At 71.1% G+C, this 14,070-nt stretch carries 13 protein-coding genes and 1 riboswitch; of the genes, 6 read left to right on the plus strand and 7 right to left on the minus strand.

The features are described 5' to 3' along the window. Position 1: 1 nt before the first annotated feature. Together MZC64_RS32250 and MZC64_RS32255 are read right to left on the minus strand one after the other, a co-directional pair. Positions 2-1,147: a VanZ family protein gene (locus MZC64_RS32250; RefSeq protein ID WP_247760479.1), complete on the minus strand. Its 1,146-nt coding sequence runs from the start codon at positions 1,145-1,147 to the stop codon at positions 2-4. A 3-nt stretch (positions 1,148-1,150) separates the two neighbouring features. Further along, on the minus strand, positions 1,151-1,696 hold the full coding sequence (locus tag MZC64_RS32255; RefSeq protein ID WP_247760478.1) for a YbhB/YbcL family Raf kinase inhibitor-like protein: 546 nt from the start codon (positions 1,694-1,696) through the stop codon (positions 1,151-1,153). A gap of 89 nt (positions 1,697-1,785) precedes the next feature. Then, a riboswitch (ZMP/ZTP riboswitch) is annotated at positions 1,786-1,873 on the plus strand. 34 nt (positions 1,874-1,907) lie between these two features. On the opposite strand from MZC64_RS32255, the gene glyA reads away from it, so the two are divergent. Continuing rightward, positions 1,908-3,179, plus strand: coding sequence for a serine hydroxymethyltransferase (glyA, locus tag MZC64_RS32260; RefSeq protein WP_247760477.1), 1,272 nt, complete (start codon positions 1,908-1,910; stop codon positions 3,177-3,179). A gap of 68 nt (positions 3,180-3,247) precedes the next feature. Here glyA and MZC64_RS32265 read toward each other — a convergent pair whose 3' ends face one another. After that, positions 3,248-3,451, minus strand: coding sequence for a PspC domain-containing protein (locus MZC64_RS32265; RefSeq protein ID WP_185008910.1), 204 nt, complete (start codon positions 3,449-3,451; stop codon positions 3,248-3,250). Between the two features lie 133 nt (positions 3,452-3,584). Continuing rightward, complete coding sequence (locus MZC64_RS32270) at positions 3,585-4,532, minus strand: alpha/beta hydrolase (RefSeq protein WP_247760476.1); 948 nt, start codon at positions 4,530-4,532, stop codon at positions 3,585-3,587. Positions 4,533-4,654: 122 nt separating this feature from the next. Here MZC64_RS32270 and MZC64_RS32275 point away from each other — a divergent pair, with 122 nt between their 5' ends. Beyond that, the gene (locus tag MZC64_RS32275) at positions 4,655-7,573 is read left to right on the plus strand and encodes an AAA family ATPase (RefSeq protein WP_247760475.1); all 2,919 of its coding nucleotides are present in this window, start codon (positions 4,655-4,657) and stop codon (positions 7,571-7,573) included. Here MZC64_RS32275 and MZC64_RS32280 read toward each other — a convergent pair. After that, positions 7,570-7,959 (minus strand): hypothetical protein, encoded by a 390-nt coding sequence (locus tag MZC64_RS32280; protein ID WP_247760474.1) that lies wholly within the window; start codon positions 7,957-7,959, stop codon positions 7,570-7,572. The two genes, MZC64_RS32275 and MZC64_RS32280, sit on opposite strands and share 4 nt — an antisense overlap. A gap of 208 nt (positions 7,960-8,167) precedes the next feature. Next, on the minus strand, positions 8,168-8,491 hold the full coding sequence (locus tag MZC64_RS32285) for a hypothetical protein (RefSeq protein WP_247760473.1): 324 nt from the start codon (positions 8,489-8,491) through the stop codon (positions 8,168-8,170). Positions 8,492-8,863: 372 nt separating this feature from the next. On the opposite strand from MZC64_RS32285, the gene MZC64_RS32290 reads away from it, so the two are divergent. Further along, entirely contained in the window at positions 8,864-9,952 is a 1,089-nt protein-coding gene (locus MZC64_RS32290) for a M48 family metallopeptidase (protein WP_247760472.1), read from the plus strand. A gap of 147 nt (positions 9,953-10,099) precedes the next feature. On the opposite strand, the gene MZC64_RS32295 is transcribed toward MZC64_RS32290, so the two are convergent. Then, positions 10,100-10,990, minus strand: coding sequence for a M15 family metallopeptidase (locus tag MZC64_RS32295; RefSeq protein WP_247760471.1), 891 nt, complete (start codon positions 10,988-10,990; stop codon positions 10,100-10,102). Positions 10,991-11,154: 164 nt separating this feature from the next. Between MZC64_RS32295 and MZC64_RS32300 the strand changes: the two genes are divergently transcribed. From MZC64_RS32300 to MZC64_RS32310, 3 genes are all read left to right on the plus strand, one after another. After that, the gene (locus MZC64_RS32300) at positions 11,155-11,997 is read left to right on the plus strand and encodes a trypsin-like serine protease (RefSeq protein ID WP_247760470.1); all 843 of its coding nucleotides are present in this window, start codon (positions 11,155-11,157) and stop codon (positions 11,995-11,997) included. A 245-nt stretch (positions 11,998-12,242) separates the two neighbouring features. Continuing rightward, positions 12,243-13,043 (plus strand): trypsin-like serine protease, encoded by an 801-nt coding sequence (locus MZC64_RS32305; protein ID WP_247760469.1) that lies wholly within the window; start codon positions 12,243-12,245, stop codon positions 13,041-13,043. Between the two features lie 126 nt (positions 13,044-13,169). Next, on the plus strand, positions 13,170-13,982 hold the full coding sequence (locus tag MZC64_RS32310) for a trypsin-like serine protease (RefSeq protein ID WP_247760468.1): 813 nt from the start codon (positions 13,170-13,172) through the stop codon (positions 13,980-13,982). Positions 13,983-14,070 lie beyond the last annotated feature (88 nt).

Consider the following 14,070-nt stretch of genomic DNA (forward strand, 5'->3'; position numbering starts at 1 on the left):
GCTATCCATCCTGCCTGTCGCTGCTTCGCCGCCGGTCATCGGCGGGGTCGGGGAGTGCCGCGGACACCCGGGCGTCGATCACCTGCAACCCGGACAGCCGTCCGGAGATTCCCCGCTGATCCCGGCCGAGGACCGCGGACACACCGTGCACCAGCAACAATCCCAGCGCCACCCACCAGGCGATCTCTGCCCCCGGGACCTCGGTAGGCGTCACCGCGAGCCCCAGCAACCCGGCCACCCCACCCAGCCCGACCAGCCACCGGACCAGCATCGCCACCACACCCGGCCGCCGCTCCGCTTCCTCCCCGGCCGCCACCGGCCGCAGCCGCACGATCACCTGCCCCGGACTCGCCCCGCGCGCCGCCACCGTCAGCACCAGCAACCCCACCCCGGGCGCCCACCACTCCGCCCACGCCGGCACCCACGGCCCCGCGAACCCGGCCACCCCCGCGAGCAGCGCGCACACCTGCCCGGCCCACCACACCAGCAGCAGATCGCACACCATCGCCAGCAACCGCCGCCAGCGCGTCACCGGCCGCGGCAACCCCGCGTCCGCCACCGCCCGCTGCCCCGGCACCAGCCGCAGCAACGGCGCGAACAACACCCCGATCGCCGCGCCGCTGGTGTTGGAGATCAGATCGTCCACGTCGAAGATCCGGAACGGGCAGGGGTAGATCCACCAGATCCCGGTCAGCTGGGTCAGCTCGACCAGCAGCGACACCCCGAACCCGATCAGCACGGTGCCGACGAACCCGCGCCGGAACAGGTGCCGCAGGAACATGCCCAGTGGCACGAAGAAGGCCACGTTCAGCGCGAAGGAACGGAAACTGCCGTCCGCGGCCACCCTGGGCAGATCCCGCCAGGTGCGCACCGCCGGCCACTCGGTCAGCACGTGCAGCGGCTGCCACTGCGGCCGCACCCAGCCGTAGTACTGACAGAAGTCCGGGCCCACCGGCGGCATCGGCACCATCACATAGGCGATCAGCGCCAGCAGATACAGCAGGAACCCGAAGGCCAGCGCCACATCCCCGGCGCCGAGGTCGCCGCGCCTGCGGTAGCGCACGGCGACGTAGGGCACGAACAGCACCAGCGCCAGCGTGACCGCGGAGATCGCCGCGACCCAGGCCGGTAAGACCCGGACTCCCACCGGTCAGTGCGCGAAGACCGGGCTGATCACGGCCCGGGCCAGGGTGTGGAACACCAGGTTGAAGCTGACCACCGCAGGGGTCGCCGAGGCGTCCACGCCGAGGGTCTGCACATCCAGCGCGTGCACCGCGAACATGTACCGGTGCGGGCGGTCCCCGGCAGGCGGCGCGGCCCCGCCGTACCCCTCGGCACCGAAGTCGGTGCGCACGTGGAAGGCGCCGGCCGGCAGTCCGGAGCCGTCGGCCCGGCCCGCGTCCGCGGCCAGCTCGGTGACCGAACCGGGCACGTCGACGACCAGCCAGTGCCAGAACCCGGACGGGGTCGGCGCGTCCGGATCGAAGCAGGTCACCGCGAAACTCTTGGTCTCGGCGGGGAAATCACGCCAGCTCAGCTGTGGGGAGCGGTTCTCGCCGGAGACGCCCATCCCGTTGAACACCTGCGCGCTGGGCAGCTGCTCGCCGTCGGTCACCTCGGTGGAGGTGACGGTGAACGAGCCGACCTTGGGCAGCAGGCTGTACGGGTCGGGGGCGACGGGACGTTCGAGGCTCATCGGCACTCCAGAAGGGGATGTCACGGGTCACGGTCACCGCGGCTGCGGTCACCCTATCGACCCCTGCACTACCCCGTCGCAGGCTAGGATCATCCTGTCGCGACTGGCGTGTTCGGGTGGACTCAACCACCGGGGAGCGGCACGGTTCGGTGTGCGCCGTACGCCTGGGCGCAGCCGGTATTCGTTGCCGTGCCGCGAGGAGGAACCGTTCATGCATCAGCCCGCCCTTCCCCACCTCAGCCACGCCGATCCGGTGCTCGCCGAACTCGTGCAGGCCGAGGCCGGTCGCCAGTTCGAGAAGCTCCGCATGATCGCCTCGGAGAACTACGTCTCCGAAGCCGTGCTGGAGGCCACCGGCACCGTGCTGACCAACAAGTACTCCGAGGGCTACGCAGGCCGCCGCTACTACGAGGGCCAGCAGCTCATCGACCCGATCGAGACCATGGCCGTGGACCGGGCCAAGGCGCTGTTCGGCGTGGACCACGCCAACGTGCAGCCCTACTCCGGTTCCCCGGCCAACCTCGCCGTCTACCTGGCCTTCGCCAGCCCGGGTGACACGGTGATGGGCATGGCGCTGCCCTCCGGCGGCCACCTCACCCACGGCTGGAGCGTCTCGGCCACCGGCAAGTGGTTCCGCAGCGTGCAGTACGGCGTGCGCAAGGAAACCGGCGTGGTGGACCTGGACCAGGTGCGTGACCTGGCCCGCGCCGAACGCCCGAAGTTGATCTTCTGTGGCGGCACCGCGATCCCGCGCACCATCGACTTCCCGGCCTTCGCCGAGATCGCCAACGAGGTCGGCGCGATCCTGGTCGCCGACATCGCGCACATCGCCGGCCTGATCGCCGGCGGCGCGCACCCCAGCCCGGTCGGGCACGCCCAGGTCATCACCACCACCACGCACAAGACCCTGCGCGGCCCGCGCGGCGCGATGCTGCTCTCCGACGCCGAACACGCCAAGGCCCTGGACAAGGCGGTCTTCCCCGGTCTGCAGGGCGGTCCGCACAACCACACCACCGCGGCCATCGCGGTCGCCCTGGGCGAGGCGTCCGGCCCGGCCTTCCGCGACTACGCGCACGCCGTGGTCGCCAACGCCAAGGCGCTGGCCGCGGCGCTGACCGAACGCGGATTCGAGCTGGTCTCCGGCGGCACCGACAACCACCTGATCCTGGCCGACCTGACCGGCAAGGGCATCGGCGGCAAGCCCGCGGCCAAGGCACTGGACCGGGCGGGCGTGGAGCTGAACTACAACACCGTGCCGTTCGACCCGCGCAAGCCGTTCGACCCCTCCGGCATCCGGCTGGGCACCGCGGGCATCACCACCCGCGGGCTGGGCGTGGCGCAGATGCCGCAGGTCGCGGAGTGGATGGACCGCGCGGTCACCGCGGCGGGCAACGGAGACGAGCAGGCCATCGAGGCGATCGCGGCCGAGGTCGCCGAGCTGATGGCCGGCTACCCGATGCCGGGCTGGGCCCCGCAGGTCTGAGCCGACACAGGAAGCGGGGCCCCACCAACACTCTGGTGGGGCCCCGCTTCAGGTCAGCTCAGTGCCGGTCAGTACTTCTCCGGGGAGCGCATGAACAGTGCGAGCAGCAGATAGAGCAGGAACTGCGGTCCAGGCAGCACGCACGAGATCACGAACGCCAACCGCACCGTGCCGGGCTTCCAGCCGAAGCGCTCGGCGATCCCGCCGGCCACGCCGAAGAACACACTGTTGCGCGACCGGGCCAAGCGTCGCGACCTGATCGGGGCGGACATCGTGAGTACCTCCTGGAGTCGGGCCGCTCGCTGCGGCCGCTTCCCCATTCACTTTCCCCGTTTCCCGGCGTCTGCACCTCGGGGTACACCCCTGATATTCGACTCCGGGTGACCGCGGCCACATCCGCCCAGGTCAGAGCGAGGTGCGCGAGGTCAGCCAGTCCCTGGCCGCGGCCAGCGCCCGCTCCCGCACCGTGGGCGCGGACAGGAACACGTCGTGCAGCGCGTCCGGCACCGGCGTCACCGTCACCTCGCCGGCCAGCTTCGGCGCCCACCGGGCGATCTGCTCGACATCCAGCACGGTGTCCGCGTGCCCGGCCGCTTCCTCCCACGCCTTGCGGTGCAGCAGGCTCTTGTCCGAGCACAGCACCAGCACCGGCGCGCCGACGTCGATCCCGGCGTGCACCCGCGCGTGCCCGCGGCGCACCGCGCGCAGCCAGCCCGCGCGCACCGGGAAGTGCTCGATCGGCTTCCAGGCCAGGTTGTAGTCCCATTCGCCGTGGTGGGCGGCCAGCAGGCTGTGCGCGTAGGTCGGCGGCAGCGAGGGCTTGATCACCAGCTTCGGCAGCCAGCGGCCGATCAGCCGGACCAGCGCGGTGCCGATGACCCGGTTGAACCAGCCCTCGGCCAGGTCCAGCCACGGGCTGTTCAGGATCAGCGCGTCCAGCGGCAGGCGGCCCCGGCGGGCCTGCGCCCACAGCGGGGTGATCAGCCCGCCGGTGGAATGCGCCAGCACGACCAGCCGCTCGTGCCCGTCGGCGCGGATCAGCTCGGCGGCGGCGTCCAGCTCCTCGAAGTGCTGGGCCAGGTCGGTGACGAAGTTCGGTAGCTGACCTGGGCGCAAGGACCGGCCGTAGCCGCGTAGATCCAGCGCGTAGAAGTCGTAACCGAGTTCACTGAAGAACTCGGCGACGTGCGTCTGGAAGAAGTAGTCGCAGAATCCGTGCACGTAGAGCAGCGCGCCCTTGCCCGGCGACTTCGCCGGGTAGTGCACCAAGGTGGCCACCGTGTCCACATTCCGGACCGCGGCCAGCTTGATCGTTCGCGCGGTATAGGGATTCCCCAGCAGGTCCGCTGTCACGATCACAGTCTGCACCACAAACTCCAATGTGGACTGGCCGCCGGTCCACCCCGCTTCCTAGTCTTCCTCCATTCAGATTTCGCACCGCCGCGAAGCCCGAAGTGGCCTTCGAGGAGCAGCCGATGACGCGCCAGCGACCATGGATGCCCGAGCGCGACACCCGGCTGACCGGGCGGTCCGCCGAGCTGGCGATGGTCCGCGACCTGCTGGACGACGTGCGTGGCGGGCTGCCGCGGGCGGTGCTGGTGACCGGCACCGCGGGCATGGGCAAGTCCAACCTGCTGCGCGCGGTGGCCGAACTGGCCGAGGAAGCCGGGCTGCTGGTGCTCAGCGCGCAGGCCGCGCCGGTGGAACGCGATTTCGCCTTCGGCGTGGTCCGGCAGCTGCTGGAGCCGGTGCTGCTCACCGCGCCGGCGGAGTGCCGGGAGCGGCTGCTGGCCGGACCGGCGGTGCTGGCCGAACGGGTGCTCGGCTGGGAGGGCCTGCCCGGCGCCGCGGAACGCCCGGCACTGGACACCTACGCCGCCCTGCACGGACTGTTCCGCTTCACCGCCAACCTGGCCGCGACCGCGCCGCTGGTCATCGCGGTGGACGACGTCGAGTCCACCGACCCGCCCTCGCTGCGCTGGCTGGCCTATCTGCGTCGTCGCCTGCACGGCCTGCCGGTGCTGCTGGCCATGGCCAGGGGCGCCGGCCGCGAGGTCGCCGACCCGGTCGCGCTCAACGACCTGACCACCGCCAGCCTGCCGCTCGCGCTGACCGGCCTGGCCGGAGCGGACTGCGCCGATCTGGTCGCCGCCGTCTTCGGTGAGCCGGTCGCGCCCGAGTTCGCCGCCGCCTGCGCCGCGGCCACCGGCGGCAACCCGTACCTGCTCGGCGAGCTGGCGCACTCGATGTATGCCGCCGGTATACCGCCGACCGCCGAGTATGCCGCCGGTATACCGGAGTTCAGCGAACGGCACCTGGCCCAGCTCCTGCTGCCCCGGGTGCACGCCCAGCCCGCCGAGGTGACCCGGCTGGCCCGCGCGGTCGCCGTGCTCGGCGCGGCCGAACTGGACCTGGCTGCCGCGGTGGCCGGCCTCAGCCCGGCCGAGGCGGCCGAGGCCGCCCGCGAGCTGACCGGCCTGGGCATCCTCGCCGACGGCAAACCGCTGACCTTCGCGCACGGCCTGGTCGCCACCGCCCTCGGCGCGGAGGCCGGCCCGGCCGACCGGGAGACCGCGCACGCCAGGGCCGCCGCGCACCTGCACGCCACCGCCGCACCGGCCGAGCAGATCGCCGCCCACCTGGCCGCCACCCCGCCCGGCGCGCTGGCCGGCGACTGGATCACCGACACCCTGGTCAGGGCCGCCCGTGGCGCCGCCGCCAACGGCGCCCCCGACCTGGCCGTGCGCTGCCTGCGCCGGGCCCTGGCCGAACCCCAGCCCACCACCCAGCGGGACGAACTCCGGCTCGAACTCGCCCTCACCGAACTCCAGATCGACCCGGAACCCGGCATCCGCCGCCTGACCCAGCTCACCGGCGAGGACCTCGACCCGGTGCTCGGCGCCAGGGCCGCGCACGCGCTGGCCCAGGAACTCGGCGAGGCCGACCGGCACACCGAGGCCATCGCCCTGCTGGAGGCCGCCGTGCCCAGGGTCGAACCGCACGACCCCGAACTGGCCAGGCAACTCCGGCTGTCCGTGCTGTGCCTGCAGGTCGACGACTGCCACGTCCAGCCCGACCTGCCGCACCGCCTGGCCGGCCTGCGCGGGGCGCCCGGATCCATGCGGGCCAGCCGGTTCGCCGACACCATGCTCGCCTTCCAGGCCGCCATCGGCGGGCCCAGCGCCGCCGAGGCCGACCAGCTGGTGCTGCGCGCCTGGGCTCAGCGCGGCCTCGCCCCGGCCACCGGACCGAGCGCCGAGCTGGCCGAACGCTGGGAGTTCGCCTACCTGATCGCCGCCCTGTTCGTGCTGGAACGACTGGACCTGGCCGAGGCGCACTGCACCGAACTGCTCACCCAGGCCCGCAGCCTCGGCTACTCGCTGCGCGCCGCCGCCGCACTCGGCCTGCGCGCCCAGGTCCGCTGCCGCCGCGGCGCGCTGGCCGAGGCCGAGACCGACGCCCGCGCCGCGCTGGCCGTGCTCGACGAACTGCGCAGCGGCACCCGCAGCTCCACCATCTTCGCCGTCTCCACCCTGGTCGAGATCCTCCTGGAACGCGGCCAGATCCCGGCCGCGGCCGAACTGCTGCACGCCCGCGGCCTGGCCGACGAACTGCCCACGGGCTGGCGCTACAACTACCTGCTGCTGGTCCGCGGCCTGCTGCGGGCCGCCATGGGCGACCTCAGCGGCGGCCTGGCCGACCTGGAACAATGCGGAAAGCGCTTTCAGGACCGGGGCGTGACCGACCGCGCGGTGCTGGTGTGGCGCTCCTGCGCGGTCCCGCTCTACCTGATCACCGGCCGGCGCGAACGCGCAGAGCAACTCGCGGCCGAGGAACTGGCACTGGCCCGGCGCTGGGGTGGCGCAGGCCCGCTCGGCGTGGCACTGCGCACCGCCGCGCTGACCGCGCCCGAGGCCGAGCGCCTCGACCTGCTCACCGAGTCGGTGCGCCTGCTGGAGACCTCCCCGGCCCGCGCGCAGCTGGCCCGCTCACTGGCCGAACTCGCCCTGCACCTGGGCGCGCGCGGCAAGACCACCCAGGCCGGCGCGCTGTTCCGGCGCGCGCTGCGGCTGGCCGAGGACTGCGGGGCGGAGGTGCTGGCCGACGCGGTGCGCGCACAGGCGGCCGGACTGACCGAAGCCCGCCGCGGCGGCGAGCCGGTCGACGGCGGCGAACTGACCCCGCACGAGCTGCGGATCGCCGAACAGGTGGTGAGTGGGCGGACCAACCGGGAGATCGCGCAGGGTTTCCTGGTCACCTCGCGGGCGGTGGAACAGCACCTCACCCGCATCTACCGGAAGCTGGGCATCGCCCGCCGCTCGCAACTGGCCGCCGCCCTGCTGAGCAGGAGCGGCGGCCAGTCGTGGGTTCGGCGCGCGCCAGGTGGCGATTAACCGATCGAGATCAATCCGGCCAGGCCGCGAATCTTGATCTTGATGCCCAGGATGTTGATGCTCAGCGCGAGGCCGATGTTGACCCGCGCGCCGATCTTGATGGAACCGAGGCTGACCCGCACGCCGCCCTTGAGGATCGTGCAGCCGGACCCGACCCTCAGTGTGACGATGGCTCCGGTCTTGAGCTTGACCTTGATCCCGGCCTTGAGGACCGCGACCACCTCTGCGTCCTCGTAGTCGTAGTCATCGTGGTCGCCCGCGACGGCCGTGCTCGTGGCCGGTGCGGTGGGGGTGGCTGCCATCGCCGGTGCGGCGATGAGGAACAATCCGGCGGACATCGCTGTGGCGGCAACGACGGCGACGGTTCGTCTGGTGAAGGATCGCATTGTCCTGGCTCCCTCGGTTCCTAACGTGAGTCCTGATCGGGCTCAACTGCCAGTGAACATTCATCACTAGGGAGATGGCAGGGTGGATGGGGCATTCTCACCATATTCGTCATTACCGACAGGTATGCAAACGGCTGAGAGTGACCGAGGTCCACCAAATCGGTTGACCACGGTCACTCTCAGCGGTGGTTCGGTTGCGATATTTGGGTCAGCGGCCGATCACCAAGCTGGCCAGCAGTGTGCCGGCGATGCTGATGCCCTTGACGTTGACCTTGCCGCCGACGGCCACGGTGCCCTCGATCCTGGTGTTCTTGCCCAGCGTCACGTCCACGGTGGAGCCGGAGGTCAGCTTCAGCTTGAGCTTCTTGGTGGTCGCCTCCAGCACGGTGGCGCCGCTGAAGCTGAACTCGGCGGACTGCGCGGTGGCGGTGCCGGCCGGGGCGGCCGAGGCGATGCCGCCGGTGAGCAGCAGGCCGGCGGACAGGGCGAGGGCGGAGGTGCCTGCGGCCAGAATCCGGGTGACGTTGCGCATTGTTACCACTCCCATTCCTGGTGTTTCACATGAGCTTTGTCTTTGGCTTTGTCGGGTCGCGGTCCGACAAGAGGAATGAGATCAGCACTCGGCAATGAGCGGCAAGACTGATCACCGAAGCGGCAAAGAACCGGAATGGCACTTCGGGATGGGCGTAGTTCGCGGTATCAGGAAAACAAACGCGCACTTCGGTTTACCGTAGTGAACTGCGCCGTCCAGCGCCGCCGGTTGCGCCACGTGGTCGATTCGGACTTCCGAAGTTCCCGACCCTGAGTTTCCCCTGAGTTGTCCCTGAGACCACGGCGAGGTCGCGTGCGCGTCTGTACGCTCGAATCCAGTACCGCTTATTTCACCGACTAACGGGGGTTGACGATGGCGGACGACGCGGCCCAGGTGCCTGTGGCGACGGGGCGCACCCGGTTCCCACAGATCAGCCCGAGGGCCTACGAACACCCGGCCGATCGGGGCGCCCTGGCCACCGCACGCGCGGTGCCCGGCTTCCCCGCGGTCCTCAAGGCGATCTACGGCGCCATTCCGGAGCGCAGTGAGCGCCTGCTCGCCCTGGCGACCTCGATCAAGGTCTCCGAGACCCAGTATCCAGAGCTGCACCGGCTCCGGGCGGAATGCGCCACCGTGCTCGACCTCGAGCAGGTGCCCGACCTCTTCATCACCCGCGACCCGCACCCGAACAGCTACGCGATGGGGATGGACGAGCCGTTCATCGTCATCACCACCGGGCTGGTCGAGCTGCTCGATGAGGAAGGGCTCCGGTTCGTCCTCGGCCACGAGATGGGCCACATCCTGTCCGGGCACGTCCTGTACTACACGATCCTGCGCCGGCTGATCGGCCTGGCCGCGGGCATGTCCTGGATGCCGGTCGGGTACTGGGGCCTGCGCGCGATCATCCTCGCGCTGCAGGACTGGCACCGCCGCTCCCAGCTCTCCGCCGACCGCGCCGGCCTGCTGTGTGTGCAGGACCCGGCCGTGGCGCTGCGGGTGCACATGATCCTCTCCGGGGTCACCGATCCCTCCAAGATCGACACCGCCGAATACCTCAAGCAGGCCGCCGACTACGACGGCGTCGAGGACGTGCGCGACAGCGTGCTCAAGCTCATCCACCTGGACGGGCTCACCCACCCGCTGCCCGTGGTGCGCGCCGCCGACCTGCAGCAGTGGGCGGCGACCGATCAGTACCGCGACATCCTGGCCGGGGAGTACCCGCGCCGGGAGGACGACAGCACGACCTCGAACTGGAAAGACGACGTCAAGGGCGCGGCCAAGTCCTACAAGGAGGCCATCGTCTCCTCGGCGGACCCCCTGGCCAAGGTCCTCAGCGAGGTCGGCAGCATGGTCTCGGACACCGCGGGCAAGGTGTGGAACTCCTTCACCGGCGGCAACCGCGGCGACAGCGACAGCTCCGGCGGCGGCTCGGACAAGGGCTCCGGCCCCTCGGCAAACTGACCGGTTAATCCGGCAAGTCGCGAACCGCCCGCCAGGCCCCAGGCCCGGCGGGCGGTTCGCTGTGTCCAGTTTCCAGCCGCCCCGCGCGCACTCGCACCTGGCCCTCGGCCACCGCTTGTCAGCCGCCCCGCCGCCCCGCGACCGCCCTCAGTCTCCGGTCGCCGAGAAATGCATCAGGTCCTTCGGTGAGCGCCAGGTCCCGCCCCAGGTCCAGCCGATCGCGCCGAACGCCTGCACCACCGCGTCGCCGGAGTGGATCATGCCGGGCTTGCGCTGCCGCCGGTCCACATAGGCCGAGGCCAGCTCCGGCAGCACCAGATCCCCGCGCAGGTACGGGTTGGCGAACGGGTTCACATCCACCGCCAGCCCCTTGGCGTGCGCCGACCACCGGGTCTGGCCGCGGGCAGGCCGGCAGACGAAGCCGTTGGTGTTGTTGCCGTCCCCGGTCGGCGCGGCGTCCAGTTCGGGCTTGGCCGTCACTCGCATCTCCTCGATCGGGAACCGCGCCGCGTACAGCCGCTCGAACACCTTGCGCACGTTCTCCGCGACCCCCGCCGCCACGATCAGCTCGCCGGTGTGCGGCCGGTCGTCGAAACCCCAGAAGGACAGCGTCAGGTACCGCAACCCGTCCGCGCCGACCGGGCAGGCCGGTTGCCAGGTGCTGCGCGCGAGCACCTCCGCGGGCACCGGGCCCAGCGTCGCCGCGAACTGCCCGTCCCTGGGCGGCGCCAGCCGGTCCGCGGTCGGCAACCGGCGCTGGGCCAGTTCCGGCGGGGTCGGCAGCACCTGCCCGAAACCGTCCGGCCTGCGCGGCAGCGGCCGGGCGCCGACTGTCCACACTGGCGGCGGGGGAGCGGTGCGCGCCTCGCCACTGGGCGGCGGGCTGCTCGGTGGCGACGTGCTCGGCTGCTCGAACCGGAAGGTCACCGGCGGCCCCGCACTGCTCGGGCTCACCGGCGCCGCCGCGCCCTGGCAGGCGGTCAGCGTCGCCGCGAGCACGAGTGCCACCACCGGTCCGATCCAGCTTCTGCTCCCCACCCGTTCAGGATGGCACGTTCACCGAATGCACCCGTTTGGCGTAGTAATCGATCGACCGAACGACCGAGTATGCTCTCCCGTGCGTGCGCTGGGTGTCCGACTCGTCGCACTGCGTTCATCTCCCGGCGGTGCGGCCGGGGCCACCCGTCGTGAGAGGTAAGCCGATGACGAACACCGAACCGCCGCGCAACCGGTGGTGGCTGCTGGCGCCCGCGGCGGCGCTGGTGCTCCTCGGCGGACTGGTCTACTCGGCGCTGAGCCCGGCGGCCGAGCCGTCGGCCCAGGCCGGGGACGTCCGGCCGCTCTCGGCCCGGATCGTCGGCGGCACCACCACGGCCAGCGAGAACCACCCGTGGGCGGTCTACCTGGTCGGCCGCGCGGGCAACCAGTACTGCGGCGGCACCCTGGTCACCCCGACCAAGGTGCTCACCGCCGCGCACTGCGTGGTCAATCGCGCCCCGGCCGACGTGCGGGTGGTCGCGGGCCGCACCGACACGCAGAGCCGCACCACCGGCGAGGTGCTGGCGGTCAACCGGATCTGGACGCACGAGAAGTTCGAGTCGGTGTTCAACGGCGACGACGTCGGCGTGCTCACCCTGGCCGCGCCGGTCTCCTACCCGACCCTGCCGCTGGCCGAGTTCGGCGACCCGCGCTACCGGCCGGGCACCAAGGCCACCGTGGTCGGCTGGGGCGCCACCCGGGAAGCGGGGCCGACCTCGCGCTACCTGGTGCAGGCGCAGGTGCCGGTGCTGCCGGACGCCAAGTGTCAGACGCCCTACCGCACCTACACCCCGGCCAAGATGTTCTGCGCCGGGTACGAGGAGGGCGGCATCGACGCCTGCCAGGGCGATTCGGGTGGTCCGCTGGTCGCCGAGGGGCGGCTGATCGGCATCACGTCCTGGGGCGAGGGCTGCGCGCAGAAGGGCAAGCCGGGCGTGTACACCAAGATCGGCAACTACCTGGACAAGATCAACGCTCAGCTCGGTCAGCGCCGCGCCACCCGCTGAGTTTCAGTTCAGTCCGTTACCAGCGGGTTTCCGATCATTACGGGTTTCCGCAACAACAGATTAACGCCGCCTTCCTGAGCTGGATTCCGCCTGCTCACAGGTGGCCCGGACGGTCACTAACTGTTTAGGCCGAATGGGTCACGACGAAGGAAGGTTGTCGCCGCAAACACTCCTCGCGTTGCCTACAGCGCACCCGGCCACCGTGGGCCGGGACCTCGTACGAGGGCACGAGGAAGGAGTGACCGTTGGCGACCACCCTGCATCGCCTGGTCAAGTTCATCGGGGTCGCGGCAGCCGCCGTGACCCTCGGCCTGGCGCCCGGCGCCATGGCCAGCGCGGCGCCGCCGCCGGAGCCGACCATGGATCCGTTGATCGTCGGCGGCACCGCGGCGACCACCCAGCAGTACCCGTGGACCGTCGCACTGCTGCTCGACGGCACCCAGTGGTGCGGCGGCACGCTCGCCGCGCCGAACAAGGTCGTCACCGCCGCGCACTGCACGTCCGGCAAGGCCGTCTCGCGCTGGCAGATCGTGGCCGGCCGCACCGACCTGCGCACCAGCGAAGGCCACACCGCCAAGGTGACCAAGGTCTGGCAGCACCCGAACTACCGCAGCGTGACCCAGGGCGATGACGTCGCGGTCATGACGCTGGACCGCAACCTCAACTACACCACCCTGCCGCTGGCCAAGTCCACGGACTCGGCGCTGTACCAGGCGGGCACCCAGGCCCGCGCGCTCGGCTGGGGCGACACCACCGGCAACGGCGACTACTCCGACACGCTCCGGCAGGTCGTCGTACCGCTGACCTCCGATCAGACCTGTTCGACCGCGTACTCGGAGTACAAGAACGCGTCCATGGTCTGCGCGGGCTTCCCGCAGGGCGGCAAGGACACCTGCCAGGCCGACTCCGGTGGTCCGCTTGTGGTCAGCGGCAAGTTGGTCGGAATCACCTCTTGGGGTGAAGGCTGCGCCCAGGCCGGCAAGCCCGGTGTGTACGCCAGGGTGTCCAGCTACTACACCCAGCTCACCACGCAAATCAGCTCCTAACAGGCACGGAGTGGCTCGCCGCCCGAACGGTCCACATCGAACGGCCGTTGTGTGGCGGGTCACTCCTCTGTTGCTCTTGGTATGCGTCTCCCACTCGTTCGAGGGCACGAGAAAAGGAGCCCCACCATGGCGGTAACCCTGCGTCGCCTTGGCCGAATGCTCGGCGTCGTCGCCGCGGTCGCGGCGGTCACGCTGACCTCCGCGGCAGCTGTGAACGCCTCCCCGGCCCCGTCGACCTCCGATGTCGACCCGTTGATCGTCGGCGGCACCCGGGCAACGATCAGCCAGCACCTGTACACGGTGTACCTGGCCTCCGGCAGCACCGGATCCGGCCAGTTCTGCGGCGGCACCCTGGTCGCGGCGAACAAGGTCGTGACCGCGGCGCACTGCACGAAGGGCCGTTCGCCGGCCAGCACCTTCGTGGTGCACGGCCGAGAGGACAAGCAGAGCACCGCCGGCACCGTCGCCAAGGTCACCAAGATCTGGGTGCACCCCAGCTACACCAGCGCCACCGCTGGTTTCGACGTCTCGGTGCTGACCCTGGACCGCAACATCAGCAGCCCGACCGTGCCGCTGGCCACCCCGTCGGACACCGCGCTCTACGCCGCGGGCCAGAGCGCGCTGATCCTGGGCTGGGGCACCACCAGCTCCGGCGGCTCCGCCTCGCGCTACCTGCTCAAGGCGAACGTGCCGGTGACCTCGGACCAGACCTGCAAGACCGCGTACCCGCAGTACAGCAACACCTCGATGGTGTGCGCGGGCCTGCCCCAGGGCGGCGTGGACACCTGCCAGGGTGACTCCGGCGGCCCGCTGATCGTCGGCGGCAAGCTCATCGGCGCCACCTCCTGGGGCCGCGGCTGCGCGATGGCCAACTACCCCGGCGTCTACGCCCGGATCGCCCCCTACCACGCGGTGCTGACCCAGCAGATCACTTCCTAGCCCTGCCGCGAGGCCACAACTGAATATCCCTGCACCCCGATGGGGCGGTCCGTTCGCGGGCCGCCCCATCGGGCTGTGCCCGGCTTGT

The organism is Crossiella sp. S99.2, assembly GCF_023094165.1.
Classification (GTDB): domain Bacteria; phylum Actinomycetota; class Actinomycetes; order Mycobacteriales; family Pseudonocardiaceae; genus Crossiella.

Excerpts from the sequence above, each read along its gene's own strand:
- MZC64_RS32255 (WP_247760478.1), bottom strand. The coding sequence starts at position 1,696 with ATGAGCCTCGAACGTCCCGTCGCCCCCGACCCGTACAGCCTGCTGCCC.
- glyA (WP_247760477.1), top strand. The coding sequence starts at position 1,908 with ATGCATCAGCCCGCCCTTCCCCACCTCAGCCACGCCGATCCGGTGCTC.
- MZC64_RS32265 (WP_185008910.1), bottom strand. The coding sequence starts at position 3,451 with ATGTCCGCCCCGATCAGGTCGCGACGCTTGGCCCGGTCGCGCAACAGT.
- MZC64_RS32275 (WP_247760475.1), top strand. The coding sequence starts at position 4,655 with ATGACGCGCCAGCGACCATGGATGCCCGAGCGCGACACCCGGCTGACC.
- MZC64_RS32280 (WP_247760474.1), bottom strand. The coding sequence starts at position 7,959 with ATGCGATCCTTCACCAGACGAACCGTCGCCGTCGTTGCCGCCACAGCG.
- MZC64_RS32285 (WP_247760473.1), bottom strand. The coding sequence starts at position 8,491 with ATGCGCAACGTCACCCGGATTCTGGCCGCAGGCACCTCCGCCCTCGCC.
- MZC64_RS32290 (WP_247760472.1), top strand. The coding sequence starts at position 8,864 with ATGGCGGACGACGCGGCCCAGGTGCCTGTGGCGACGGGGCGCACCCGG.
- MZC64_RS32300 (WP_247760470.1), top strand. The coding sequence starts at position 11,155 with ATGACGAACACCGAACCGCCGCGCAACCGGTGGTGGCTGCTGGCGCCC.
- MZC64_RS32310 (WP_247760468.1), top strand. The coding sequence starts at position 13,170 with ATGGCGGTAACCCTGCGTCGCCTTGGCCGAATGCTCGGCGTCGTCGCC.